At 37.7% G+C, this 26,450-nt stretch carries 22 protein-coding genes and 2 pseudogenes; 8 read left to right on the top strand and 16 right to left on the bottom strand.

The annotated features are described in order from the left end of the window. Positions 1 to 19: 19 nt before the first annotated feature. The 6 genes from JCM12304_RS08290 to JCM12304_RS08265 form a co-directional block, all read right to left on the bottom strand. On the bottom strand, positions 20 to 814 hold the full coding sequence (locus JCM12304_RS08290) for an ABC transporter ATP-binding protein (RefSeq protein WP_060679726.1): 795 nt from the start codon (positions 812 to 814) through the stop codon (positions 20 to 22). A 2-nt stretch (positions 815 to 816) separates the two neighbouring features. Next, complete coding sequence (locus JCM12304_RS08285; RefSeq protein WP_060679724.1) at positions 817 to 1,800, bottom strand: ABC transporter permease; 984 nt, start codon at positions 1,798 to 1,800, stop codon at positions 817 to 819. 87 nt (positions 1,801 to 1,887) lie between these two features. Continuing rightward, positions 1,888 to 2,898 carry an ABC transporter substrate-binding protein gene (locus tag JCM12304_RS08280; protein ID WP_060679722.1) on the bottom strand — a complete coding sequence of 337 codons (1,011 nt, stop codon included), beginning with the start codon at positions 2,896 to 2,898 and terminating at the stop codon, positions 1,888 to 1,890. Positions 2,899 to 3,100: 202 nt separating this feature from the next. Further along, complete coding sequence (locus tag JCM12304_RS08275) at positions 3,101 to 3,583, bottom strand: thioesterase family protein (RefSeq protein ID WP_060679720.1); 483 nt, start codon at positions 3,581 to 3,583, stop codon at positions 3,101 to 3,103. Between the two features lie 15 nt (positions 3,584 to 3,598). Next, positions 3,599 to 4,579 (bottom strand): 3-hydroxyacyl-CoA dehydrogenase NAD-binding domain-containing protein, encoded by a 981-nt coding sequence (locus tag JCM12304_RS08270; RefSeq protein WP_060679719.1) that lies wholly within the window; start codon positions 4,577 to 4,579, stop codon positions 3,599 to 3,601. Positions 4,580 to 4,584: 5 nt separating this feature from the next. Further along, positions 4,585 to 5,478 (bottom strand): beta-keto acid cleavage family enzyme, encoded by an 894-nt coding sequence (locus JCM12304_RS08265; RefSeq protein WP_019376457.1) that lies wholly within the window; start codon positions 5,476 to 5,478, stop codon positions 4,585 to 4,587. Positions 5,479 to 5,769: 291 nt separating this feature from the next. On the opposite strand from JCM12304_RS08265, the gene JCM12304_RS08260 reads away from it, so the two are divergent. Further along, positions 5,770 to 7,359: a BCCT family transporter gene (locus tag JCM12304_RS08260; protein WP_060679717.1), complete on the top strand. Its 1,590-nt coding sequence runs from the start codon at positions 5,770 to 5,772 to the stop codon at positions 7,357 to 7,359. Positions 7,360 to 7,784: 425 nt separating this feature from the next. Here the strand turns inward: JCM12304_RS08260 and JCM12304_RS08255 are convergent. The 5 genes and pseudogenes from JCM12304_RS08255 to JCM12304_RS08235 all read right to left on the bottom strand — a co-directional run bounded on the left by JCM12304_RS08255 (position 7,785) and on the right by JCM12304_RS08235 (position 12,646). Further along, a pseudogene (locus JCM12304_RS08255) lies at positions 7,785 to 8,626 on the bottom strand (MBL fold metallo-hydrolase). Between the two features lie 101 nt (positions 8,627 to 8,727). Further along, a complete protein-coding gene (locus tag JCM12304_RS08250) occupies positions 8,728 to 9,372 on the bottom strand; it encodes a DUF421 domain-containing protein (RefSeq protein WP_060679715.1) in 645 nt (214 codons plus the stop codon). Between the two features lie 65 nt (positions 9,373 to 9,437). Beyond that, positions 9,438 to 11,327: an asparagine synthase (glutamine-hydrolyzing) gene (gene asnB / locus JCM12304_RS08245; RefSeq protein WP_060679714.1), complete on the bottom strand. Its 1,890-nt coding sequence runs from the start codon at positions 11,325 to 11,327 to the stop codon at positions 9,438 to 9,440. Positions 11,328 to 11,344: 17 nt separating this feature from the next. Beyond that, positions 11,345 to 12,112, bottom strand: a complete 768-nt coding sequence (locus JCM12304_RS08240; RefSeq protein ID WP_060679712.1) for a hypothetical protein — start codon at positions 12,110 to 12,112, stop codon at positions 11,345 to 11,347. 24 nt (positions 12,113 to 12,136) lie between these two features. After that, the gene (locus JCM12304_RS08235; protein ID WP_256200800.1) at positions 12,137 to 12,646 is read right to left on the bottom strand and encodes an RNA polymerase sigma factor; all 510 of its coding nucleotides are present in this window, start codon (positions 12,644 to 12,646) and stop codon (positions 12,137 to 12,139) included. A 198-nt stretch (positions 12,647 to 12,844) separates the two neighbouring features. Here JCM12304_RS08235 and fdhD point away from each other — a divergent pair, with 198 nt between their 5' ends. Further along, positions 12,845 to 13,651 carry a formate dehydrogenase accessory sulfurtransferase FdhD gene (gene fdhD / locus JCM12304_RS08230; protein ID WP_060679710.1) on the top strand — a complete coding sequence of 269 codons (807 nt, stop codon included), beginning with the start codon at positions 12,845 to 12,847 and terminating at the stop codon, positions 13,649 to 13,651. Between the two features lie 111 nt (positions 13,652 to 13,762). Here fdhD and JCM12304_RS08225 read toward each other — a convergent pair whose 3' ends face one another. Further along, positions 13,763 to 14,296: a hypothetical protein gene (locus tag JCM12304_RS08225; RefSeq protein WP_060679709.1), complete on the bottom strand. Its 534-nt coding sequence runs from the start codon at positions 14,294 to 14,296 to the stop codon at positions 13,763 to 13,765. A 9-nt stretch (positions 14,297 to 14,305) separates the two neighbouring features. Beyond that, a pseudogene (locus JCM12304_RS08220) lies at positions 14,306 to 15,480 on the bottom strand (Alp7A family actin-like protein). A 331-nt stretch (positions 15,481 to 15,811) separates the two neighbouring features. Here JCM12304_RS08220 and JCM12304_RS08215 point away from each other — a divergent pair. Continuing rightward, on the top strand, positions 15,812 to 17,203 hold the full coding sequence (locus JCM12304_RS08215; protein ID WP_060679707.1) for an alanine/glycine:cation symporter family protein: 1,392 nt from the start codon (positions 15,812 to 15,814) through the stop codon (positions 17,201 to 17,203). A gap of 71 nt (positions 17,204 to 17,274) precedes the next feature. Here JCM12304_RS08215 and JCM12304_RS08210 read toward each other — a convergent pair whose 3' ends face one another. Further along, positions 17,275 to 19,323 (bottom strand): catalase, encoded by a 2,049-nt coding sequence (locus JCM12304_RS08210; RefSeq protein ID WP_060679705.1) that lies wholly within the window; start codon positions 19,321 to 19,323, stop codon positions 17,275 to 17,277. A gap of 243 nt (positions 19,324 to 19,566) precedes the next feature. Here JCM12304_RS08210 and JCM12304_RS08205 point away from each other — a divergent pair, with 243 nt between their 5' ends. Together JCM12304_RS08205 and JCM12304_RS08200 are read left to right on the top strand one after the other, a co-directional pair. Further along, a complete protein-coding gene (locus tag JCM12304_RS08205; protein WP_060679703.1) occupies positions 19,567 to 20,832 on the top strand; it encodes a GGDEF domain-containing protein in 1,266 nt (421 codons plus the stop codon). A gap of 80 nt (positions 20,833 to 20,912) precedes the next feature. Further along, the gene (locus JCM12304_RS08200) at positions 20,913 to 21,821 is read left to right on the top strand and encodes an EamA family transporter (protein WP_060679701.1); all 909 of its coding nucleotides are present in this window, start codon (positions 20,913 to 20,915) and stop codon (positions 21,819 to 21,821) included. A gap of 78 nt (positions 21,822 to 21,899) precedes the next feature. On the opposite strand, the gene rlmN is transcribed toward JCM12304_RS08200, so the two are convergent. Further along, on the bottom strand, positions 21,900 to 22,973 hold the full coding sequence (gene rlmN / locus JCM12304_RS08195; RefSeq protein WP_019376471.1) for a dual-specificity RNA methyltransferase RlmN: 1,074 nt from the start codon (positions 22,971 to 22,973) through the stop codon (positions 21,900 to 21,902). Positions 22,974 to 23,324: 351 nt separating this feature from the next. Here rlmN and JCM12304_RS08190 point away from each other — a divergent pair, with 351 nt between their 5' ends. After that, positions 23,325 to 24,341: an LLM class flavin-dependent oxidoreductase gene (locus tag JCM12304_RS08190; RefSeq protein WP_060679699.1), complete on the top strand. Its 1,017-nt coding sequence runs from the start codon at positions 23,325 to 23,327 to the stop codon at positions 24,339 to 24,341. Between the two features lie 47 nt (positions 24,342 to 24,388). Here JCM12304_RS08190 and wrbA read toward each other — a convergent pair whose 3' ends face one another. Beyond that, positions 24,389 to 25,000: an NAD(P)H:quinone oxidoreductase gene (gene wrbA, locus JCM12304_RS08185; protein ID WP_060679697.1), complete on the bottom strand. Its 612-nt coding sequence runs from the start codon at positions 24,998 to 25,000 to the stop codon at positions 24,389 to 24,391. 158 nt (positions 25,001 to 25,158) lie between these two features. Between wrbA and htpX the strand changes: the two genes are divergently transcribed. Then, complete coding sequence (htpX, locus tag JCM12304_RS08180; RefSeq protein ID WP_019376474.1) at positions 25,159 to 26,037, top strand: protease HtpX; 879 nt, start codon at positions 25,159 to 25,161, stop codon at positions 26,035 to 26,037. Between the two features lie 156 nt (positions 26,038 to 26,193). Next, positions 26,194 to 26,352, top strand: a complete 159-nt coding sequence (locus JCM12304_RS19735; protein ID WP_218185779.1) for a hypothetical protein — start codon at positions 26,194 to 26,196, stop codon at positions 26,350 to 26,352. Positions 26,353 to 26,450 lie beyond the last annotated feature (98 nt).

The raw sequence follows: 26,450 nt of genomic DNA, 5'->3' as shown, positions 1-26,450 counted from the left end.
CCACGACTTATAATAGCCATTAACCCAGAACCGCTCGATCACTTTCGAATTGCTCACCTCTTATACGCTGGAACTCGCGTAATAAATCTTCCACCCTTAAACCACGCTTCGCCTTTCCGCTTACTTCAAAAATAATTTGACCTTTATCCATCATTACCAAACGATTACCTAAATCCAAGGCTTGCTGCATATTATGTGTAACCATCAGCGTAGTAAGGCCTGAATTGGCGACAACCTCTTTTGTAAGCTCTGTTATTAACGCTGCACGTGAGGGATCTAAAGCAGCTGTATGTTCATCTAACAACAAAATATCCGGGTCAGTAAAAGTGGTCATTAAAAGAGATAATGCCTGCCTTTCTCCACCTGATAAAAAACCTACTTTCGCATTCAATCTGTTTTCCAGACCAAGGTTCAGTGTCTTTAATCGGTCTCGGAACATCTCTTTCCTTTTTTTAGTTACACCAAATACAAGCTTTCTTTTTTTATTACGCGCATAGGCCATTGCCAAATTTTCTTCAATTGTCATCGAGGGGGCTGTACCTGCCATTGGATCTTGAAATACACGTCCGATAAAGGCGGAACGTTTGTATTCCGGTAAATGGACAACCTGTCGTCCATTGATTAACACATCTCCAACATCAGGGTATAGATTACCGGAGATAGTATTCATCAAGGTTGATTTTCCTGCCCCATTGCTTCCAATTATAGTAACAAAATCTCCCTTTTTAAGATTGAGATTTATATCTGTCAATGCCTTCTTCTCGTCTGGAGTCCCTTCATTGAAGGTAATGGAAATATCTTTTAAATCCAACATAGTTACGCCCCCTTTGCATGTTGATGAAGTTGTGCTCGTTTCTGTAAACGACGCTGCTTTTCTTTTCGCGCGTGTACTATTTTAGGTGTAATTAATGCTGCTATTACTATAAGAGCAGTCATTAGCTTCATATCTCCTGTTTCTACAAAGTCAAAACGCAGAGCAACTGTTACGATCATACGATATATAATAGCTCCCCCGATTACCGCAATAGTCGCCCTGGCAACGGTTTTGGTACCAAATAATGCCTCACCAATAATTACGGAGGCGAGCCCTATTACAATCATACCTATCCCCATTCCAACATCTGCAAAGCCTCCAAGTTGAGCAATTAAAGCACCAGCAAGAGCTACCAATCCATTGGAAATTCCTACACCAATGATTGTCAGATTATCTGTATTTGCTGATAAGCTGCGAATCATACGTTTGTTGTCACCAATCGCTCTTAGTGCTAAACCAATTTCTGTCTTAAGGTAAAAATCAGTTACTAATTTTATAGTGATTGTAATTACTAGCATAACGATTAAAAAGGCCCACGTGCTTGGCAATCGATCCGCACCCATCGCAGTTAATAAACCATTTAAGGCCTGGTCAACACCGGTATTACCCCAAATCGTTTGCAGTTGGGTGAAAATGGTTGTTTCATTTAATAGCGATAGAGTAGGCGTATCCATGATCCTTAAATTAATGGAATAGAGTGCAGTCATCATCAGAATCCCTGCAAGCAGGGCGTTAATTTTACCCTTTGTATGCAATAAACCGGTAATACATCCTGCAAGAAAACCTGCTCCAATTGCAAATATAGTAGCTATAACCGGTGGGACTCCGTTAATAATTGAGATTGCTGCGACGGCACCTCCGGTAACGAAACTGCCATCTACAGTTAAATCCGGGAAATCTAAAATACGAAAGGTTAAATAAACTCCCAATGCCATTATTGCATAAATGATTCCTGATTCTACTGCACCAAACATAGCTATTAGCATCGTATATCCCCTTCCTTCCGTATTTGATATGTGTATTTGGTGCAAGGAAGAGCCAGGTTGTCTCCTGGCTCTGTTATAGTTATTATCCTACTCATTTTCAACAAATTGGGCTGTGTTATCCCATTCGTCATTCCATTCTACGTTTTGTTCTTCTGCTGCTTGTTTATTAATAAACAGTTGTATTTCAGGCGGATATTCAACAGGGAAATCGCTTGGTTTCTTTTCACCCTGCAAAATTTGTGCCGCCATTTCACCTGTCCGGTAACCTATTGTATGATAGTCAATACCAAAAGTGACAAAGCCACCTTTTGCTAAGGAATCCGGTTCACCAACAATAAGTGGGATATCCTGTTCATTTGCAACTCCTACCACACTGTCCAATGCAGATACTACTGTATTATCAGTAATGATATAAAATACATCAATGTCACTAACAAGTGAATTAGCGGCCTGTTGAACCTCAGCAGAATTTGCTACAGTGCGCTCTTCTATTTTAAGATCTGTACCCTCTGCTGCTTTACGAACAGCCTCGATTTGGGTAACAGAATTCTGTTCTCCAGCATTATATAACATTCCTATTGTTGCACCAGCGAAGTTTTTATTTAAAAATTCGATTGTTTGATCAATTTGTTCTGGGTGCAGATCAACAACCCCCGTAATATTCTCCCCAGGCTCATCCATGGAAGAAACCAATCCTGCATCGACTGCATCGGTTACCGAGGTAAATACAATTGGGATATCTTTCGTTGCTTGCAATGCTCCTAAGGCACTTGGTGTGGAATTTGCAAAGATAAGATCAACCTGATCAGCAACAAAATTATCTGAAATTGGTTTCACATTATTTTGGTCACCTTGCGCACTTTGAAAATCATATTCAACATCCAATCCAGCTTCCTTTAAAGCAGCCTGAAACCCTTCGTATGCTGCGTCCAGTGATGGATGCTCTACGATTTGGCTGGCTCCTATTGTGTATGTTTCTTTCTTTGCTGCATCTTCACTTTTTTCTTTATCTCCTTCCGAGCCAGCAGCATTATTTGATCCACAAGCTGATAATAGTACCATTGCAATTAACATTGCTAAACCAATTACTTTCTTCAATTTGCTTTCCCCCTGTTATGTGCTAAAGTATTGAAAATGTTAAGCGTGATTATATCATATATTTATCAAAATTAATATAGTTTTCTAAAAAATCTTGAAAAATAATAAAAGCAATAGATGGCGGTAAGTGAGTAGAAATAAGTAGTGAGGAAGTTATAGTGCATCATAAAAAGAAGAGGCCACAAAACGGCCTCTTCTTTTGCTAGTGCTTATTTTTTCGTTTAATACCAATAACTCTTCCTACTTCTTTCGGATTTTCGTCAGGTGTATGATTTTTCGCAAGTTCTTCCACCTGCTTAAACACATCTTCAGGGAATGGAGAAGCCTTTCCTGTTGACTGGTCAATGCCCATCAACATTTGTTCTGAAGTAGCAGCACGTTTACCGTCAGCTCCGTATAATTCAAAAAACACATGGACACGCTTTGCATCATAGTCAATCATTTTCAGATGTACCTCTAGCTGTTCATTTAAGCTCATTTCCGCTAAATAACATACATGTGTTTCCATGGTAAAGATCGTATAATTCTTCTCTTCGCGAAACGTATCATCAATTCCAACTAATTTCATGAACCGGTCTACGCCCCAACTGAACACACGTACATACTCTGCATCGTTCATATGCCCATTGTAATCAATCCATTCTTCACGAACCTTATCTTCAAGGATTACTTTAGACTTTGTCATTTGATCGTCCCCCATCTATAGCTTTCCATTCATTGTAGCTGCAGGCCAATACTTTTCCAATAGTTCTTGTAATTCGACCAAGAATTCGTCTCTACGCTCTTCCAGTTTTTCCATAGAAATACCTTCTGTTTGGGTTTCACAGCCTGTAATAACCTTTTCAGCAAGCTCATCTGTTAGTTCAGGAGCCTCTAGTTTCGTCCATGGAAGCTTGAGTGCAGGGCCGAATTGTTCCAATAGATGGCGCATTCCTTGCTTGCCGCCACCCATATGCAGGGTTAGAAATGGCCCCATTAATGCCCATCTCAAGCCAGGTCCGTACACGATAGATGCATCCACTTCTTCTGTAGTAGCTACACCATCATTTACAATGTGTAACGCTTCTCTCCATATTGCTTCCATCAGACGGTCTGCAATATGTCCTTCAATTTCTTGTTGAACAATAAGTGGCTTCATTTTCATAATCGCATAAAATTCTCTTGCCTTTTCAAGGTTACTATCAGATGTCTTTTTCCCACCTACCAATTCAACCAAAGGCATCAAATATACTGGGTTAAAAGGGTGTGCTACAATAACACGTTCCGGATGATTTGTGCAATCCGCCTGTAAAGTACTTGGCAAAATCCCTGAAGTACTTGAACCAATAATTGTTGCTGCTGGAGCATGTTTATCAATCTCAGCAATAACCTTTCGTTTTAATTCTTCTCGTTCAGGTACATTTTCTTGTATGAAATCAGCTTCAGAAACAGCTTTAGTTAAATCTGGCTCAAAATATAAATTATTCTTGGAAGCATTCTCTGCCAATCCCATTTTTTCCATATATGGCCACGCGTGTGCAACTGCTTCTCGAGTGCGTTGCTCAGCACTTGGATCCGGATCACTCGCAGTAACAGTAAAACCATTTGCCAAGAACCTTGTAATCCATCCGTTACCAATTACACCAGTACCGACAACTGTAATATGTTTTATTTGTTGTATGTTCAAATTCTCTGCTGACATTTTATTTATTCCGCCTTTCCATTCGGGTTACGCAGATTTAAAAAGCTTCTTGCTTCCGCTGGTGACATAACATCTGCTCCTAAGCTCTGAACAATACCTACTGCTTTGTCTACCAATTGTTCGTTTGTTGCTAAGGTACCTTTCTTCAGATAAAGGTTATCCTCCAAGCCAACTCGTACATTACCACCTTGAAGAACTGATTCAGCAACCATAGGCATTTGCATGCGACCAATACCGAAAGCAGCCCATGTTGCATTTTCAGAAATGCGCGACCGCATGTAGGCTAATGTTTCTGCATCAGCGTCTGCTCCCCATGGAATCCCTAAACAAAACTGAAACATCGGATCTCCCTCGATAAGCCCTTCTTTTACCAATTGATTGGCAAATCGAATATGACCTGTGTCAAAACATTCTAACTCTGGCTTTACACCGCTATCTTTAATAAGTTTTGCTTGTTTACGAAGCCAATCTGTAGGACTAATATACACTTGATCTCCAAAGTTGACACTTCCACAGTCTAATGTGCAGATTTCAGGTAATAATAAGCCAACAGGTTCATGACGTTCCTCAGGTGTTTGCATGTCTGTTCCCTCTGCACCTGTAGCAGGATTTGATTCACTCGGAATCCAGTCTCCACCGCCACCTGCAGTAATATTAATAATTACGTCTGTGTCAGCTTCACGAATTCGCTCTACAATTTCCTGAAAAAGCTTAACATCATGACTTAATTTCCCAGTTTCAGGATCGCGGGCATGCACATGGGCAATTGTAGCTCCAGCTTTAGCAGCTTTTATAGCAGAATCTGCAATTTCTTTCGGTGTTACCGGAACATGAGGACTCTTTTCAGTCGTTTCTCCCGCTCCTGTTACAGCACATGATAAGATTACATTTCTATTCATATTTCTCCTCCTAAAATTCAGATTAAATATTGTATTAGTTGTCATTTAATTAGTATAGAAATTATTTATTTTTCTATTATGAATTAACCATACTATAAGTAAAGATTATTTTAAAACACCATTTCACATAGTATTTAAGAGTATATAAGAGGATTTTAACGTTATATTACCATAAACTTTATACAATAAATATTTCACAAAGTTTATGTAAAATAACAGGCGTTGTCTAATCCCCTTATGTTTGTTAATCTAAAAAAGCAAACGTTCGGAAAATAGAAAGGATGTTATAATATGAAAGCAAGATTAATTGATTGGCCAACGTTTATCAGTGCCTTAATTTTATTACTTGCTGTTTCTATACCTCTTATTATTTTTCCAGAGGCAGGAGCACAGGTTGTTAATGAAGCAAATAAGTTTATGACAGGAAACTTTGGAATACTTTATCTGTTGTTGGGTTTATTGGCATTTGTATTTCTTATCTTTGTCGCATTTAGTAAGAATGGGCAAATAAAGTTAGGTAATCGAGAAGAAAAGAAAGAATTCGGAACTTTTTCTTGGGCTGCCATGTTATTTGCCGCAGGTATTGGCTCAAGTATTTTGTATTGGGGAATGATTGAATGGGCTTACTACTATCAAGGTCCTCCTTTTGGTTTAACTCCAGAATCAAAGGAAGCAATTTCTTGGGCTTCTACTTATGGTATTTTTCATTGGGGGCCTATCGCTTGGGCCATCTACACTTTACCCGCCTTACCTATTGCCTACTTCTATTATGTTAGAAAAAAACCTGTCCTAAAAATCAGTGAAGCTGTTCGCCCCGTATTAGGGAATCTGGTTGATACTCCTCTCGGTGTGGTTATTGATGTATTATTTATGTTTGGACTAATGGGTGGGGCTGGTACAACATTGGCACTTGGTACTCCAATGATTGCTGAAGGTATTCATGATCTTACCGGAATCCCTGTGACCCTTGGTTTAAAAGCTGTCATCATGTTAATATGTACTGCTATTTTTGCTATCAGTTCGTATTCTGGTCTAAGCAGAGGAATTAAGGTTTTAAGTGATGTTAACCTGTGGTTGGCAATTTTTATCTTGGCATTTATCTTTATTTTTGGACCAACTGTATTTATCAGTGAAACTACTTTCACAAGTATTGGTCTCATATTAGATAATTTCTTTAGTATGGCCACCTGGCTGGAACCCTTCCGAAATATGGGTGGGTTTACTGAAACGAAATTCCCTGAATCTTGGACTGTTTTCTACTGGGCATGGTGGGTAGTTTATGCTCCATTTGTCGGGTTGTTTGTTGCCCGTATTTCCAGAGGCAGAACAATAAAAGAAATGATACTCGGTACAATGATTTACGGTACAATTGGATCTTTACTATTCTTTGGGATTATGGGTAACTTTGGTCTTTATCTTCAGCTTTCCGGAGCATTTGATGTTATTGGATTCATGAATGAGTTTGGAGCTCCAGCAGCGATTATTGCTATTTTACACCAGTTACCGATGTCATCTATTATTGTCGGGATATTTACCGTACTTGCTATCGTATTTCTAGCAACTACTTTTGACTCTTCATCCTATATTTTAGCATCTGTTGTACAAAAAAACGTTCAATCAGAACCACTGAAGTGGAATCGTCTCTTCTGGGCATTCACTCTATGTCTGTTGCCATTGGTTCTTATGTTTATTGGTGATTTGGAAGTACTGCAGACAGCGAGTATCGTAGCTGGTTTCCCAGTTATTTTCATTATGTTCCTACTAGCATGGTCGTTCATGAAGGCCTCGAACAATGATATTCGGGCATCGAAAGACTACCGATCACCAACCATTCACATTAATCGTAAAGAAATATTAGAAAAACAGAAAAAAGAGAAGTAACAGTTTTCATTTTGATTGGTGGTTTGAGAACGCGCGGAATATTTTACTAAAAGAAAAAGGTAACATTGAATAAGAGAGTGATTCATGTACTACCGACATGGACCACTCTCTTACCTTTATTTATTCTTTCTAATATTTTGAGGTTATTCAATGATTCGCAATATAAATAGACTGCGAAGTAACTGTAAGTATTGTAAATTACTGTTTCTAAAAGATACACTACTAAAATATATTTTAATACATTTTGATGATCATCAACCGCCCGCGGAAAGCGGAATATTTCCCCGTAGCGGTGATTTACGCAGCCTCTATATTTTTAGTTAGTTCGCATTTTACTCCTGCTATTCATGTACAGATAAAGCTTGTACTCCAACATTCGCAATAGATCCATTGTCTCATGACGAGCTATCAGTTATCCTGCATAATTAATCTTTTTCTTCTCTCACGTACTTGCCATGCTCAGGTACTGCAATTTCCTGGAAGTTACGTGTTAATTTATCCAATTCTTGCTGAAGTTCATCTCCCAGCATAGGGATTCCATGGCCTGTAACTGCATGAAGAGGATTTAATGATGCTAACTTCTTTACAGAGTTTTCAGCAGCTTTCCAATCAGGAGTGAAATATTTTGGTGGACCATTTATCTCTTTTTCTTGCTTAATCACCTCAAACATTTCATCCTGTTTTACCGTCGTGAACGCATCTCCAGCTATCAAGGTATTGTCTGATTCACGGAATAGAGAAACATGGCCTGGTGTATGCCCTGGTGTATGATACCATTTCCAATCAGGCATATGAGGAATTGTTCCATCAACCGGTAATTCATGAACATAACCACTTAAATCTATAGGTTCATTCGGAAAGTATTTCGATAACTTTGCTACTAACCCACCAGCAACGGTTGGATCGGGCTCCAGATAGCTGGTTTCGTTTGTAATATAAGGGATTTCCAGTGGATGAGCGTATACAGCACGTCCCATCTCCTCAAAAGCTCTGCAGCTGACCCTACATGATCAAAATGACCATGTGTTAAAATGATTGCTTCAGGTTTGCTGTTTTTTCCAAATAATTTTTCTGCTTCTTTTTCTATGTCCTCTGCTGATCTAGGCATTCCCGCATCTACTAATACCCAATGATCTTTACTTCCAACAAAGCATAAATTCACAACCTGGTTCGTGAAACAGTGAACATCATTAGCCAAGAGACGAACATTACCATTTCCTACAGAAGTCATTGGCATTACTTTATTTTCATATGGATTATTAACCATGTCTACACCTCCATGTAGCTTTTACACACTTTTTCCCTTAACAATTATTAATTAAACACACGAATATACTATTCCCTCCTGCCATAAAAAATCCCCCACCATTACTGTAAATGTTCTGGTGGGGGATTTGTGTGTTCCTTCTGTTTCACTTCAGCAAACAAATTATTATCGCTTTCCTTGTTCACAAGTGAATTTTGTTGTGAGTTCTGTATAAATTGTTTATTGCTTTGAAAAGCCAGTTGATCGAGTTTTAACTGTAAATCTTCTTTCAATTGTAGTAAATCTTGTTTGGTAGCTGGCTGGGCTGAAGGCTTTAAAGTGAATCCAACCTCTCCATTAGGTTCCAAGGTAGCCCATTGGATATCCTTCATATCTGTAACATTTCTTTGTCTCAAGTTAGTTTCTAGCTGATCAATAGTCAATCTCATCTTTTTTAAATTTTTTTCATTCAAAGTTCCATTTTCGATAACAACCTTAGATTTACCGGAAATTAAATTCTCGAAAAAATCAACCTTAATCTGAACAGATTCCATTAATATTAAAGTTAATACTAAAACACCACCAACACCTAAGGTCACCCATATATTTTTATCAGCAACAGGTTGGATGAGTAAAGAACCAATTGCAATCATGATCACAGTTTGGGCCAAGGTCATTTGTGAAATTGACTTTCTTCCCGCAATTCGAAGCAAAAAGGTACCACCTACAACGATAAGGATTGCTTTCCAAATCCAGTCAAACTCCATTTGTGAATAAACCCCATTTCACAATCATTTTTGCTTAGTTTGCCACATTTGCCCAACCTTATTCACTATATGATTTGGTGTTCCCTGCTACGTATACTAATAGGTTCATTTTGTTCCATATAGACACTATGCCATACCATAAAGGTTAGAACTGTCCATAACTTTCGAGAATAGTCGCCTTTCATTTGCGCATGTTTTTCCAATAAAGAAAAGATAACGTTTTTATCAAAAATATGCTCTGTCTGGCTTTCTCTTATAAGATTTTTAGCCCATTCGTATAGTTCCTCTCTCAGCCAATGTTTTATAGGGACAGGAAAACCAAGCTTTTTACGGTTTATTACATGTTCTGGCACAATTCCCTGTGCAGCTTTTCTCAAGATTGATTTTGTAGTGCCTTCTGCAATCTTTTGTTCTACCGGAATTTTACTTGCTAAGTCGAAAACTTCTTTGTCTAAGAATGGAACTCTCACTTCTAATGAATGGGCCATTGACATTTTGTCTGCTTTTAAAAGTATGTCTCCAATCAGCCATGTATGCATATCAATGAATTGCATTTGTTGAGTAGGATGACTTTCTTTAACCTGCGCATACAATGGCTCTGTCCATGATTTATAGGTGTAGTTCGGGTTATACTGTTTAAATAACTGGTTCTTTTCCTGTTCTTCAAATATTTTAGCATTACCAATATATCTGTCTTGTAACGGTGTTGTACCTCGCTGAAGAAAACTTTTTCCTTTCATTCCTTCCGGGAGGATACATGACAGCTGATAGATCTTTTTACTAAGTACGGAAGGTAGATACTTAAAATACTTTAGTGATTCTGCTTCCCTGTATATTTCATATCCTCCAAATAACTCATCAGCCCCTTCACCAGAAAGAACGACAGTTACATCTTCCTTTGCTTTTTTTGATAAAAAGTAAAGAGGGATACATGCTGGATCTGCCAATGGATCGTCCATGTGCCACATGATTTTAGGTAAGGCTTCAACAAATTCTTGTGGTGTAATTAGACTAGAGATATTTTCTACATTAAGTTTTGCCGCCGTCTCTTGTGCAACATCTATTTCTGAGTAACCATTTCTAGCAAAGCCAACTGAAAACGTTTTAATTTTAGGGTTTATTTCTCTCGCTAATGCTACAATAAACGTTGAATCGATTCCACCGGAGAGAAATGCGCCTAACGGTACATCACTCTGCATATGTTTGTGAACAGATTCCGACAAAACATCTTTAATCTGGTGAATGACTTGTTTTTCACTGCTCAAAACCGGATTGAATGCAGGCTTGAAATAAGAATATGTTTCTAACGGTTCTCCCCACGCTTTAATAAAATAGTTCCCTGGCTCTAAGGTACATACCCCTTCTGTTAATGTGAATGGGTTAGGTACATACTGAAAAGAAAGGTAATGCTGGATAGCAACGGTATCTAGAACATTCAGCTGATTTAAGTAGGTAATACATTTTCTTTCCGAAGCAAACGTAAACTCACAGTCACTTTCACAGTAATATAGTGGTTTAATACCAAAATGGTCCCGCGCTCCATACAGCGTCCTTTCCTCTGAATCCCATATTATTATTGAGAACATGCCGCGAAGCTTAGAAAAGGCTTTAACTCCAATACTCTGAAATAACTTTGCTACAACTTCTGTATCAGAATCTGTGTGGAACTCAAATCCTTCAGACCTTAACTCTTCCCTAAGAATTTTATAATTATATATTTCCCCATTAAAAGTGAGCACGTATCTATCTCCGCCAAAGTAGAATGGTTGAGATCCTGCTTTTAAATCCATAATTTTAAGTCGACGGAAAGCTAAAGCCATATACGAATCACTATAATAACCCTCCTCATCCGGTCCCCGATGCTTAATTAGCTTATTACTTTCCTTAATTGCTGTAAGATGTTCTTCACTAAATGCTGTATTTTCTTTTAAGAGTACACCCACAAATCCACACATATCTCTTCAGCCCCCTATTATTTGACTACTTTAAAGCTCTCTAGCATATAATTAAATCTAGCACCATGTCCTTCTGCAGCCTCCAAAAAATAAGCCTGTTTAATAACAAACACCTGCCCATTTTCCTGTTCAGTAACATAATATCTATGAACAGGTGTATCCCACTGATTGCCAACTTTTCCCAACTCATTGGCAGATTCCCTCCCAATTCCCCGCAACATTGTGGATGAAATTGGATTATTGACCGTTTCTTCCTCCACTATTTCCAACCCTTCCTTATCTATCTCCGTTTTAATTTGCTTTACAATTTCCCCACTTGGCACACCGCTTTCTTTACTTATTTCCATGTATACTTCTGGATAGTTTTCACCTAAAGGTTCTTTCGGCTCGACTCGGTCTCCATCTTGCCCCTCAATTAGTTTGTAACGGTCTTCATCAATATATATAATGTAGCGAAGCTCTTCATTAGTCTCTAACTGAGTCTTCATTTCCTCCTTATGCCCTTCTAATTCAATTTCCTGGTTTTTCTCTTCTACGAATAATTCCTTTATGTCTTGTATCATTGCTTGCCCTGTCTCTGTCATGAAACCAAATATCAAAAGTGCAATGGTAGCAACTGATGCTATACTGCCCACAAGAATCCTCTTCCTCTTTTTTCGTCGACGGGGTGCTATGAAAAGTTCTTCAGATATCCCTTCCCAAGTCTTTCGCTTAAGTTCCGAATTAACATTCGTATACCTATTTACAGATTTCTTTAACTGCTCATCAAATTGGTTACTATTCACCTGCAACACCCCCTACAATCTCTTTCAATCGTTGCCTGGCTTTATACAGCTCGATTTCACGGTGTTAACATTTAGTTCAAGAATCTCAGCAATCTCTTTTTCCTTAAATTCATTTAAATATTTTAGAATAAGTACAGTTCGGTGATTGTCATCAAGCTCCTCCATTGCTACTTCTAAGTCTTCTATCCATACTTCACTATCAGAGTCTGTTTTTTTACTGTTAAAATAATCTAGTAGTTGCTCTGTTTCCATACTGATTGCTTGCTTTGATTTTTTTGCAATATACCTTTTTGCTTCATTTATTAATATTTGATAAAACCATGGTTTGAAAGGTTTTTTCATATCATACTTGTCCAGGTTTCGATATACTTTTATGAAGGTTTCCTGAACAATATCAGAAGCATCTGATTGATTTTTTGTTATACCATAAGCTGTTCGAAGTGAGTAATCGGCATATGTATTATATAGCTTTTCGAAGGCTTCCTGATCCCCGTTCTTTATTTTTCGGATAAGCTTTTTCTCTCGATCAAACAATGGAGCACCCCCTCTTTCAAATTGCTCTTACTATATATACCTTTATATTAAGTAAAAAGTTTCCATTTGAAATAAATTATTTTTAGGTTTTCATTTTCTGCGGTATACTGTTAGCTGAACTTTAAATTATTATAGATTTCAAAGTTTTAAAAAGGGGTATCAATTATTAGTGAAATAAATTCAATAGAGGTGAGAGGTATGAATGATACTAACCAAAATGACTGGGAAGTTATCCGATTTGATGGTAACCTCACTTCAGTAGAAGAGACAGAAGTAGCGGAGGAATTCCCATTAACCGTTATGATAAATGGTGAAGAATTTGCAACAATGGTATGTTCACCATCTAATTTAGAAAGTCTGGTTATCGGGTTCCTTGCGGCAGAAGGTGTCATTCGTTCTTTTGATGAGATTTCCTCTCTGTCAATAGATAAAGATCAAGGCTTTGCTTATATTGAGCTTACTCGCTCGTTTTCTCCCAAACAACAGGATTATTCAAAACGTTTTATCGGTTCTTGTTGTGGGAAAAGTAGACAATTTTATTTTCAAAGCGATGTAAAAACTGCCAAAACAATAAGAAATAACCTTTCTATATCGGCAAATCAATGCTATAAATTAATGAAGGAATTGCAGGAACGCTCCGAACACTTCAAGCGAACTGGCGGAGTACATAATGCAGCACTTTGCACAGTAGAGGGATTGCTGTTTATGTGCAGTGATATTGGCAGGCATAATGCCTTGGATAAAGTATATGGATCTATTCTTCAGGAACGTATCCCATTAAAAAATAAGTTAATTGTTTTTAGTGGAAGGATATCTTCAGAAGTATTATTAAAAATATCTAAGATTGGGGTAGGTATTATTATTTCCAAATCCGCCCCGACAAACCTGGCATTAGAATTGGCAACTGATTTAGGGATAACTATCGTAGGTTTTGTTCGCGGTAATAGAATGACTGTATTCACAAACGCTCACCGCATTAGTGAAGCGAATAATAAAAACAATTGAGGAAACACAGGCTGGCCCTACCATAGTCCCGCTAATGATGTGGTGTAGATTACTCTTTCTGAAAAAGAAAAGCTGTCACGGCAGGTAGTAACTTACCTGCGTGGCAGCTTTTTATCTGTTCATACTGGAGAAGAAGTCGCCTAATGGATCTTCCTCTTCTTCTTCCTTCTCTTCTTCCTGATGGATGTCCAGATCCAATCCGTCCATATTCATATCAACCAGATTCCCGACAAATGTTTCCTCCGGTTGTTCATCCTCCTCCTGAGCCATAGCTGATTCTTGTAAATATAATGCTTCATCAATATTGCTCGTATTACTATTTAATGCAGCAAGAAGCGAGGAAGCACGCATTGGATCACTCAGTAGCTGGTATAGAATGGTGCCAATTAGTGCTTCAGAGTGTTCATGCTTTAACCAGCTTTTTTGCTCTTTTGTCAATTGCTTCGGCAAAGGAATGGTGATTGTCTCTCTTTCCCTGGAGAATGTTTCGTTTACACCCTTTAGAACAAACTGAGCAATTTCACTCGAGAAGTTTCTTCTCTCCCTCTCCTTAAGTCTTTGTAGTTGTTTTAAAAGATAATTAGGTGTATCGGAAGGAACACGAAAGGTTATTGATTGCCCGCGTTCTATACTTTTATTAGACATTATCTCACCCTATTTTGTTTTTGCAGTTGTTTCTTCTTCCTTCTTCACGTTTTTTGCTGATTTATTAACAAAGTCTGTAATTAGTTTATAATAGGCATTCGCATCATCCATATGCTCTCTGATTCATCTTCAAAGAACTCTATATTGAAGCCATCTAATTTGTTATTCAATGCTTTAATATAATCCTTTAAGACAGCTGATCCGCCACCAACGAAATAACAAATTTCCGATTGGGAATTTTTTGACCATACATTACGAAGAAAACGATATTCTTTTTTAGCAAGCTCTAATAAGATGTGATCAGTTATATCGTGAACGTTGGTTCTACTTCCTTTTACCATTATGTGGTGACGATCATTTTTTCTAGTGATGATATCTACTACATCTCGCCTGCTGTCAAGCTCCACACCATGTTTGGAACGGATTTCTTCGCGAATTTGTTCTAAAGACTCTGATACGCCCAAATTAAACCCTTGAGCTTTATCATCGTCTACATTGCGATTCCTGATGACAGCAATATCTGTAGATAATCCGCCGATATCCTGAATAAGAATTTGCTTATTTATTAATTCTTTATTAATTACTTTAAGTTCATTATCCATAATAAGATTTACGTAAGCTGCAAACCCTTCAGGATATACCTTTACTTCATCAAACTTAATGTTTACTTTTTTCCCTTGATGTTTAGGTGTAACCAAAAATTCTACCTGATGAACAGATCCTAGCAATTGTGACCTGTAGCCAACATCTTTACCTTCTTTTACTTCACGGAGAGGCAGTCCTGTACCTAATATATAATTGGCATCAATTGTATCATTTTTCGCTGCTTTAAAAGCCTCACTCTCGACTGCATCCAAAGCTAATGATGCGAATAACATAATTAATGTCTGATCTTCCTCAGACTTACTGCTACCTGGATCAAGTTCTGTTGAGTTAGTAGTTTTTGTTGCTAAATTACCTACACGGTATACTACATTGTTCTCCTCAAGGGCAGGGGAGTGAACTCGTATGTGGATATTATCCAATACTTCTTTGTCATTTAATTCTTCAATTCCAATTACCGGTCGATCCTCCATGTCCTGTGCGACGACATTTGGTATGTACAATTCATTTTCCATTTTTCCAAAGTTGGCTTTAAGAGCATCATTACCAACATCCACTGCTGCAATTCTAGGGTTTGTCATATTGAAAAAACTCCTTCCAAATTAAGTACTTACTATTACTAGATTAATAGTTTTTAGTGTAATAATCAATAAATGTTTACATGTTTTCTTTCGAGTTTACTTGTATACATTTTGCAAACGCTGATAAAACAGTATGTGTACGTAATTGTTTACTTGTTTTCAGTATTGTGTACATATTGTTTACTTTTTGTATACTTGTATTCAATTAGGTATACAAGGGTTTTTATGGAATTATTTACCTTTTTATTTTTTTAGGAATATTTTACGATTTGATTTTATTTATTCAGGGAAGTAATTACTAACCTCAAAATATAGAAAAGGATGGGTTGGGATGGAAGTAATTGAAACATTTGTAGCAGACATATCAAATTTTTTATGGACATACTTATTATCATTCCTATTAGTAATTACTGGTTTAATTTACACTTTTCGACTTAAGTTTTTTCAATTCCGCTATTTTGGTCACATACTCAAAAATACTATTGGGCAGGTATTTAAAAAGAATAAGCACACAGGGACAATCACCCCTTTTCAGGCATTTACATCAGCACTCGCTTCAACCGCAGGAGCCACTAACATTGTAGGAGTACCCGTAGCTATATCTTTGGGCGGTCCAGGAGCCCTGTTCTGGATGTGGATTGTCGCTCTGATTGGAATGGCTACACGCTACGGGGAAATTGTATTGGGTATGAAATATAGGGAAAAAAATGAGAAAGGTATATGGGTTGGTGGTCCACAATACTATATTAAAAAGGCCCTGGGTTGGAATACGGTCGCCCTATTGTTTGCAGTATTTCTTATGCTGGAAATCATACCTAGCATTATGGTGCAGTCCAATTCCATTACAACACAGCTTCAAGGCGCATTTAACTGGCCCGTTCAGGTAACCGGGATAATGATAGCAGCCATTATTGGAATTATTGTTTTTGGGGGCATTAAACGGATTGCAAACGTAACAGATAAGCTTGTACCCTTTATGGTTCTAAGTTACCTAATTCTTGCTCTGATAATTATAATTGTTAATATAGCTGAATTACCAAACGTGTTAAGTTTAATATTTACACATGCATTCACTCCAATATCTGCAGCCGGGGGTTTTGCAGGTGCTGGTATAGCACAGGCTCTGCGTTGGGGAATTGCCAGAGGTCTATACTCTAATGAAGCTGGCATGGGGACAGGTCCAGTTGCTCATGCAGCCGCACAAACAGATCATCCCTCCAAACAAGCATTGTGGGGTGTCTTCAGTGTATTTATTGATACTATTGTAATTTGTACTGTTTCAGGATTACTTGTACTTGTAACCGGTGCTTGGAAGGATGTAGATGCAGCTAATGCTTCCAATATGATTAATGTAGCATTCTCAAACTTGTATGGTGACACATTTGGTGGTGTATTTGTAGCTATATTTTTAATGTTTTTCGTTATCACTACAATAGGAATCCTGATTTTCTTTGGCGAAAAACAAGCAGAATACCTTACAAATTTAAAAGGTGCAAGGGTAATGCGAATTGTATATTTAGTGGCTATCTACATTGGAGCAATAGGAGGGCTTAAATTCGTATGGCAGTTCCTTGATCTAATGTTAGCATTTGTTGTGATATTAAACGTAATTCCAATGATATTCCTAAGTAAAGAAGTTAAAAAACTGACGGATGACTATATATTCCGGTTCTACCACGGTAATGAAGGTAAACCAAAGATAACTCTTTTTACAGATGAATAACCAAACATATATTTTAAAACCTAAAAAAGGTGGACTACGATCAAGTAGTCCACCTTTTAATATAAATATATTTAACGGTTCCAGAAACGATGTTCACTTACTGCTTCTGTAAACCTTGAGACAAAGCTGCTTATATCGGTATCAGTTATCACTCCTGGCTTATCTGATAGAGAATTGTTTTCGAGACATTTGATTCCTTCATGAGTAGCACCAATTGGCTTAAAATGATTATAAGCCTCGTTTACGTAATATGTGGCGTTTTTCCAAAAGGCTTCTTGAAGGTTGTCACCACCTATTACATATATCGCATCATATAGCACCGGATCAGCGGTCGTAAACGTCTGATCAACCTCTAGCTCTTTACCTTCTTTTCCTTTAATCGTTCCTAATTTACTGCTGACAACTTCCGGTTCTGTTTTTTGTTTCTTCAAACCTTCTATAACATGCTTTACATCCTTTTCATTGAAGCCATCTCCAAGAATGACAGCAATCTTTCTCGTGTCTGGTTTTTTGCGGGTGTTTTCTTGACTTAATGCTGGAGATGTTTTGGTAATCTCGTTTGCTATTTTAGACGCTTGCTGAGGCTGCTCTACCCCAATATTTCCAGCTACTTCTTGAGCCATAGCCAGATTCACATTAGCGAACATATTAACTACCTGTTGCTGTACAGACTGATTAGACACTTTGCCTAATTCAAAGCTAAATGCTTGTATAATATGGTCCTTCTCAGCATCTGTCATACTGTTCCAAAATAGAATAGCTTGGGAGAAATGATCCTTGAAGCTTTCACTACGTGCTTGTATCTTTCTGCCATCTACTTTTTCCTGGTAATGCACATATCCACCTTCTTCTGCAGAAGAGGTTTCAGGTGTATTATTTGCAAGAGAATTATTGTGATAGCTTACTTGTCCCCTATTAATCGTTTGTCTACCATATCCATCACGTTGGTTATTGTGGAATGGACACACTGGTCGGTTTATAGGCAATTCATGAAAGTTGGGCCCACCTAAACGTATTAATTGAGTATCTGTATAAGAGAATAACCTTCCTTGTAATAAAGGATCATTTGTAAAATCAATCCCAGGGACAACATTTCCGGGATGAAAGGCAACCTGTTCTGTTTCAGCAAATACATTATCTACATTTCTGTTTAAGGTCATTTTCCCAATAATCTTAACTGGCACGTCTTCTTCTGGCCAAATTTTAGTTGGGTCTAATATATCAAAATCAAAGTTGAACTCATCTGCTTCATCTATAATCTGTACACCTAATTCAAATTCCGGGTAATCCCCTTTTTCAATAGATTCATACAAATCAGCTCTATGGAAATCAGGATTTTTACCATTTATTTTTTGCGCCTCATCCCATACCGTAGAGTGCACTCCTAATGTAGGCTTCCAATGAAATTTAACAAAATACGCATTTCCTTGTTCATTTACAAAGCGAAAGGTATGTACACCAAACCCTTCCATCATTCGAAAGCTTCTTGGAATCGCTCTATCTGACATATGCCACATAATCATATGGGCTGATTCCTGATTGTTTGCAACAAAATCCCAAAATGTATCATGAGCTGATGCTGCTTGAGGGATTCCATTATGCGGCTCAGGCTTCACTGCATGTACTAAATCAGGAAATTTGATAGCATCCTGAATAAAGAACACTGGCATATTATTACCAACCAAATCATAGTTACCTTCTTCGGTATAAAACTTTGTAGCAAAACCTCTTACATCTCGTGCTAGTTCTCCAGAACCTTTGGAACCTGCCACTGTAGAAAAACGTACGAACACAGGGGTTTTTGAACCTGGTTCCTGTAAGAATTTTGCTCTTGTATATTCTTTCATCGATTCATATAGTTCAAATTCACCATGTGCAGCATATCCTCTAGCATGTACGACACGCTCAGGAATACGTTCATGGTCAAAGTGAGTCATTTTTTCCCGAAAGTGAAAGTCCTCCATTAAAGTCGGACCACGTTCCCCAGCTTTTAATGAAAATTCATCTTCCGAAACTCTTAAACCCTGATTTGTAGTCATCTTTTTACCATGATCTTCTGTACGGAATTCATTTAATTGCTCATTTTTACTCTTTTCATTCACCTTACGTTGATCACTCATTTGACCTCTCCTTCCAATAGAGTTATTCACAATTTTTATTCCCTATAAGAAGAAACTACAAACTTGAAAAAGGAATATGAGAGATTAATAGAGAATAACTATGGGTATATGTAAATTAGCAAATACATACTTGTGGTTTGTCATAAATTTTTAAAATTTAAATTTATTTGTATCATTATTTCCAGATTATGCTATTATAAGATTAATAATAGGATAATAGACCTAGGAACAGGAGATAAAGTCATGAGAAATGTGCGGATCTTTATTATTTGTATATTTATAGCCTCATTAGTAATAGCTTTTTCCTATGGTCATATTACCGTTGAAAAAAAGGTATTTTTAAACGCGCTTTTTTTATTTTGGTTATTTTCAAGTCTTTATTCTCACTTAAATATTGTAGTTAAAAAAGGTAATGTCAATATGGATCATGGCATTTCTTATGGCTTGGCTTTAGCCCTATTCGCAGGCCCACTTGGTTTATTTTTATTTGAATTTGTTCAACGATTTATTGTCTACGCAGGACGGAAAATTGCCGGAACTGCAGACCCGGACGAATTTCTACATACCTTTTATAATATTGGAGCATTTACTCTTAATAATTCCATCGCTTTCTTTCTGTTTACCATCTGTTACCCGTATGTGGAACCGGTTCCTTTCGGGTTTTGGCTTCTCATTATTTTATTAGTAATTGTCGTCGCTCTGCTATCTGATAGCTTCCTTATCCTGATATTTTCCTTCACTGGCGAGTTGAAAGGTCCAAAGGATGCTATTGAGTTCATAAAGAGTAGAAATGTACTCGATATGGGAAAAACAGCCTTTTCAAATGGCTTATTGTTCATACTATTATTGGAACAAAAATGGGAAATGATTATTGCCTTATTCTTGTTAAATTATCTAGTCAGCAGATCCTTTATCAATAAATCTAAAAGCATCAAGAATAAAATGGAACGAGATAAGTTTGAACAAATGGCTTATACTGACTTCTTAACAAATGTTCACAATAGAGCATTTATGGATAAAAAAATGAGTGAACTAGATCAAACATCAGAACAAATAGGAATTATTGTTGCAGATATAGACACATTTAAACGAATTAATGATACATATAACCATGCGGTTGGTGATCAGGTAATCAAGCATTTCGCCTCTGTATTGCAAAGTTCAATCAGCGAAGAGGATTGTCTATTTAGAAGTGGAGGAGAAGAGTTTACTATCTTTTTACGTAATAAAACCTATCAGGAATGTGTTCAATTTGTACATGGTATTCGAGAAAAGGTGGAAAGAACAAAGGTAACGGCGGAGTACCATGCAAATAAAATTACTATTTCCTATACAGCTTCTTTTGGACTTTTTTATTTTCTGACTGGTCAGGAAATGGAAATAATGAAGGCATATATTCAGGCCGATCAACTTTTACTTCATTCAAAGCAGCTTGGTAGAAATAAAGTCTCAACAAAACATGCTGAGGGGGCACTTCCCTCATCTGTTTCATATATCCCTACAAACTAATTGTTTTCCGCCACCTTCCACTCCAAATATGTTATTATGGTTTTGCAAATAAAGACATGTCTGATTTAGGAGGGGTTAGGGTGAAAAATAAAGGGATTCTATTTGTTCTTATCGGTGCCTCAAGCTTTGGTTTTACACCTATTTTTGCAAAGCTTGGTTTTCAACATGGCTATACACTTGGTCAGCTTAATATTATTCAAATGGTTTTATCCTGTATCCTTCTGTGGGCTATTACCATATTTAAACATACTGATTTCAAAGGGATAACAAAAAGAAATATAATCAAAATTATGATCACAGGTTCCTTTGTAGGGCTAACGAGTGTCTTTTACTATGGGGCCATTCAGTATCTTCCTGCTTCTCTAGCAGTAATTCTTCTATTTCAGTTTGTTTGGATTGGGATTTTCTTTGAATGGATCTTTACTAAAATCAAACCAACTATTGTAACCTTGGGTGTCCTGGTGCTTATATTAACAGGTGTTTTCTTTGCTTCAAACGTAATTGGAGGCACCATTCAAAGCATGCCGATTTCCGGTCTGGTGCTTGGCTTTCTTGCAGCAATTACGTATGCAGGATTTATATTCTTTAGTGGAAAAGTAGCAGTAGACGTCAATCCATGGGTGCGAAGCTCGATTATGGTAACTGGATCTGTCGTTTTGGTGTTACTTATATTTATGAGGAGTATCCCTTCTGTCGTAACGTTTGCGCCTGAATTATGGTTAATCGCAGCAGGAGTCGGCTTGTTTGGGTCTGTTTTTCCACCCCTCTTCTTTGCCTTAGGTGCACATTTAATTTCAGGTAGCCTTGCCAATATACTAAGCTCCGTAGAATTACCTGTCGCCATCATCTCGGCAAGCCTCATCCTTTCCGAGCATATCAGTGGCTTGCAATGGATAGGTATTATAATGATTATTCTTGCCATTGTAATTAATGAATTAGGCATCTCCATAGTAAAGAAATTGAAACATAAAAAAACGTATCAGACATAAGTACTGATACGTTTTTATTTGTAATTGTAGTAGTGTTAAAGCAAATGACCGGCTCTTGGCTCTTACCTCATTACATGCTTATAAAGCATTCTCTTTCTTATTCTTCTTAATTTGTTTACTTCTTAATTGTCCACATGCTGCATCAATATCTGCACCGTTTTCCCAACGAACACCACAATTTATGCCTTGTGATTTTAATGTTTCAAAAAATGCTTGAATATTTTCTGAATCACTTCGTTGATACTGACTGTGCTCATCTACAGAGTTATATGGAATTAAGTTCACATATGCTAAATGGCGATGGTTTGCCAAAAGCTTAGCAAGCTGAATGGCTTCTGCTTTGTGATCATTTACATCTTTGAGCATAATATATTCATACGTAATTCGTCGGTTAGTCTTCTCTAGGTAGTAATCAACAGAATCCATTAACTTTTCAATTGGAAAAGCCTTATTAATCTTCATGATTCTTGTACGCAATTCATTGTTCGGAGCATGAATAGATATAGCCAGATTTACCTGAATACCGGTATCAGCAAAATCTTTAATCTTATGAGCTAATCCACTCGTTGATACAGTAATATGCCTTGCACCGATATTAAGACCTTTATCATCGTTAACAACATAAAGGAAATCCATCAAATTTGTAAAATTGTCAAATGGCTCTCCAATCCCCATAACAACAATATGACTTACTCGTTCGCCTTTTTCCTGTGCGTCTAAATGCTTCTGTACATTCATAATTTGCTCAACGATCTCTCCACTTGATAGATCGCGACTCTTTCTCAACAGACCACTGGCACAAAAAGTACAACCGATATTGCAGCCTACTTGTGTTGTAACACAAACAGATAAGCCATAATTAAAACGCATAAGCACTGTCTCAATCAGGTTCCCATCCGCAAGTTTGAAAAGAAATTTGATCGTTCCGTCCTTTGATTCCTGTTTTACTTCTTGTTCCAGGGTGTGTAGGACAAAGTTTTCTTCTAATAAAGCTACCGTCTGCTTGTTTACATTTTTCATTTCCGAAAAATCTGTAATACGCTTTTTATAAAGCCAATTCCATACCTGGTCTACGCGGAAACGTTGTTGTCCATGATCCATAAGCCAATCCGTCAACTGATCATATGTTAGTCCGTAAATGGATGGTTTCATATTTGTATACCCTCATTTCTATAAAAAAGCATCTTTTGTTAATAAAGTTGCTTATTTCTCAAAAACATTCCAATATATTATCTTACTATATTACTGAAAATTTGACAATAAGGCAAGCCAGTTTTATTTATATCCCCAATAAGCTCTATTACCAAACAGGTAAGCGTAATAGTGACGATCATTTATAAAGCGAGTAACATCATTTGGTAAAGATATATTATATAAGTTAATAAAGCGTTGTTTCCATCTGTTAAATGAGATGATAACTTGTTATTTAATTTAACGTTGGAGAAGCTCTAATCTATTAAAAGCGGAATAACTTTTTTAACAATTATTACAGGAGTGATTTAAGTGGATTCTATTCAACCAAAAACCTTTCATGATACACCTTTATCCGTACTTGATTTAGCACCAGTAAATGAAGGAACAGAGCCCACGGATTCTTTTAAAAACAGTGTTGAATTAGCACAGCATGTTGAACAGTTAGGATTTAATCGTTACTGGCTTGCAGAGCATCATAATATGCCCGGAATCGCCAGTTCTGCAACATCTGTTATTATGGGTCATATAGCAGAAAAAACAAGTCGTATACGAGTCGGTGCTGGTGGTATTATGCTTCCAAATCATGCAACACTTGTCATTGCAGAACAATTTGGAACACTGGAATCCTTGTATCCGGAAAGAATCGATCTGGGCCTAGGGCGTGCGCCAGGAAGTGACCAAGCAACGGCTTATGCATTGCGTAGAACACTAAACATGTCCGTTGAGGATTTTCCGATGCAAGTGAATGAGCTACAGGATTATTTCTCAGACAATCCTATTTCTCGTGTAAAAGCTGTTCCTGGACAAGGCCTCTCTATACCTATTTGGCTCCTTGGTTCAAGTGATTTTAGTGCACGGCTTGCTGCAAAGAAAGGGCTGCGTTTTTCATTTGCCAGTCACTTCGCTCCTGCATACACTGTACCTGCACTAAATTTGTATCGCGAAAATTTCCAACCATCCGAAGAGCTGGAAAAACCGTATGCTATGGTAGGGGTTAATGTGATTGCAGCCGACACAGATGAGCACGCTCAGTTTATTGCAACCTCCCTTCAGCAACAGTTTTTAAATCTGCGTAGAGGGCGGCCAACAAAACTTCAACCACCTATTCAGGATATAGAAAGTGAGTGGACACCGATGGAATTAGCAGCAATTAAGCAATCCCTTGATCCTCGTTCCACCATTATAGGTGATAAAGAAAAAGTAAGGAAAGGCTTAGAAAGCTTTATAGCAGAAACACAGGCGGATGAAGTAATTATCAGTTCTCAAATTTATAATCAAGCCGACCGTTTACGTTCCTATGAAATTATAGGAGAATTAATGGAATAGACTAAAAACCGCCTTCCCATTTATTTAGAAGGCGGTTTTTCATTTTCCTAATCAGTGCTTGATTTTATACGTTTTGCGATATCTACGGTTCGCTTCGTTTGATGCTTGACAGCTGCTTCGACGTTTTCAACCATCTTCCCATCCTTGCCTTGGGTAACTGAGGTTCCATATGGATTACCCCCTGCTGGATACACTACATCATCTGTATATCCAGGTGGTACAATTATTGCACCCCAATGCATCATTGATGTATATAGAGATAGAATAGTTGCTTCCTGTCCTCCATGTGGGTTACTAGCAGAGGACATCGCACTCACAACCTTATTCACCGTTTTACCTGCAGCCCATAAACCTCCTTGTATATCCAAGAATTGTTTCATTTGGGACGGGATGTTACCAAATCGTGTAGGCACACTAAAAAGAATAGCATCCGCCCATTCTATATCCTCCGATTTAGCCTCAGGTACATCCTTTGTTAATTCTATATGTTTCTCCCAGACAGGGTTGGAGGCAATTGCTTCTTTCGGGGCCAATTCCTTTACCTTCAAGACCTTTACCTCTACTCCTTGCTTTCTACCAGCCTCTTCCGCCCACTTTGCCATCTGAAAATTTGTTCCTGTCGAACTGTAGTATATAATTGCTAAATTTACTTTCTTCATTTATTTACACCTTTCTATTTATAAGAGATAAGCTTAGAATATGCTATTCAATCTAATTTATACTGCAATTAAACTACACTTCTGTTGTAAACATGGTTTCTACTAGTTATAATTAGATTATGTGAATTGCTCACAATAATAAAATTAAGGGTGAGAAGATGGGGAAACGAATTTTTTACTTTTTACTGACAAACGTCTTGGTTCTTGTCACAATTAGCATTATTTTTTCACTGATTCCTGGTGGTTGGAATTATATTGAAGATGGTGGTATCAACCCGGTATCATTATTAATATTTAGTGCAGTAATAGGCTTCACTGGATCATTTATCTCCTTGGCTATGTCTCGCTGGATGGCTAAGAAGATGATGGGTGTTCGGGTCATTAATCCAAATGAGGCTATGTCTGCAGAAGAAAGATTAGTAGTTGAAAAGGTACATCGCTCTGCACGTACAGCAGGGCTTATGCATATGCCTGAGGTGGGCATCTATAATTCCCGAGAGGTAAATGCTTTTGCTACTGGGCCAACCAAAAAACGCTCGCTTGTGGCTGTCTCAAGTGGTCTGCTCCAAGAAATGGATGATGATGCAATTGAAGGTGTTATCGCTCATGAAATAGCTCATATAGCTAACGGGGATATGGTTACAATGACTTTGCTGCAAGGTGTTGTAAACACATTTGTTGTATTCCTTGCTCGTGTTGTAGCATTTGCAGTTTCGCGATTTGTAAAAGAGGAAATGGCACCGATTGTACATTTTATTGCGATTATTGTTTTCCAACTTATTTTTTCGATACTTGGAAGTCTTGTTGTATTCGCCTACTCACGGCACAGAGAGTACCATGCCGACCGGGGTGGTGCAGATATAGCAGGTAAGGATAAAATGAGACATGCTTTAGAATCATTAAAAAACTATGCCAACCGCACACAGATGAATGAAGAACAAACAGCCATATCTACCCTAAAAATAAATGGAAGACGTAAATCCAGTATTTTCTCTACACATCCAGATATTGATGAACGGATTAGAAGACTGGTATAATTCATGCAACAAATAAAAAGCCTTTCACGTGAAAGGCTTTTTATTTATCTCCATCTATTATCATAGTTGGAAGAAACTGCGAACTAAAGTATATTTTATTTTAAGGAAGCGGATGGACCCATTGATTTACGCTTTAGTGGGACGCTTTCCACCGGCATGGCTTCAGCCGCTTCCTCCGCTACGCTACGTCCAGGGTCTTCAGCTCATGCTGTTCCGGTAGGAGTCGCGGGCCAACAGGACGTTGGTCATGCAATCGTTGCCACAAATGTTTTCGGTGGGACGAGGAAACGCAGTCCCAGGACGTGGCGTTCTTAGATTGCCCCCTTCCGCTCCAATCAATTTGTATCTGCTTTGTACATAAATAACGGGTTATTATCTAACCACTTTACCAGTGAAAGAAAGACACGAAGACT

The organism is Virgibacillus halodenitrificans JCM 12304 (assembly GCF_001310895.1).
Lineage (GTDB): Bacteria > Bacillota > Bacilli > Bacillales > Amphibacillaceae > Virgibacillus_Q > Virgibacillus_Q halodenitrificans.
The sequence above is the reverse complement of the archived record's forward strand: the minus strand, read 5'-3'. Positions and strand labels throughout refer to the sequence as shown.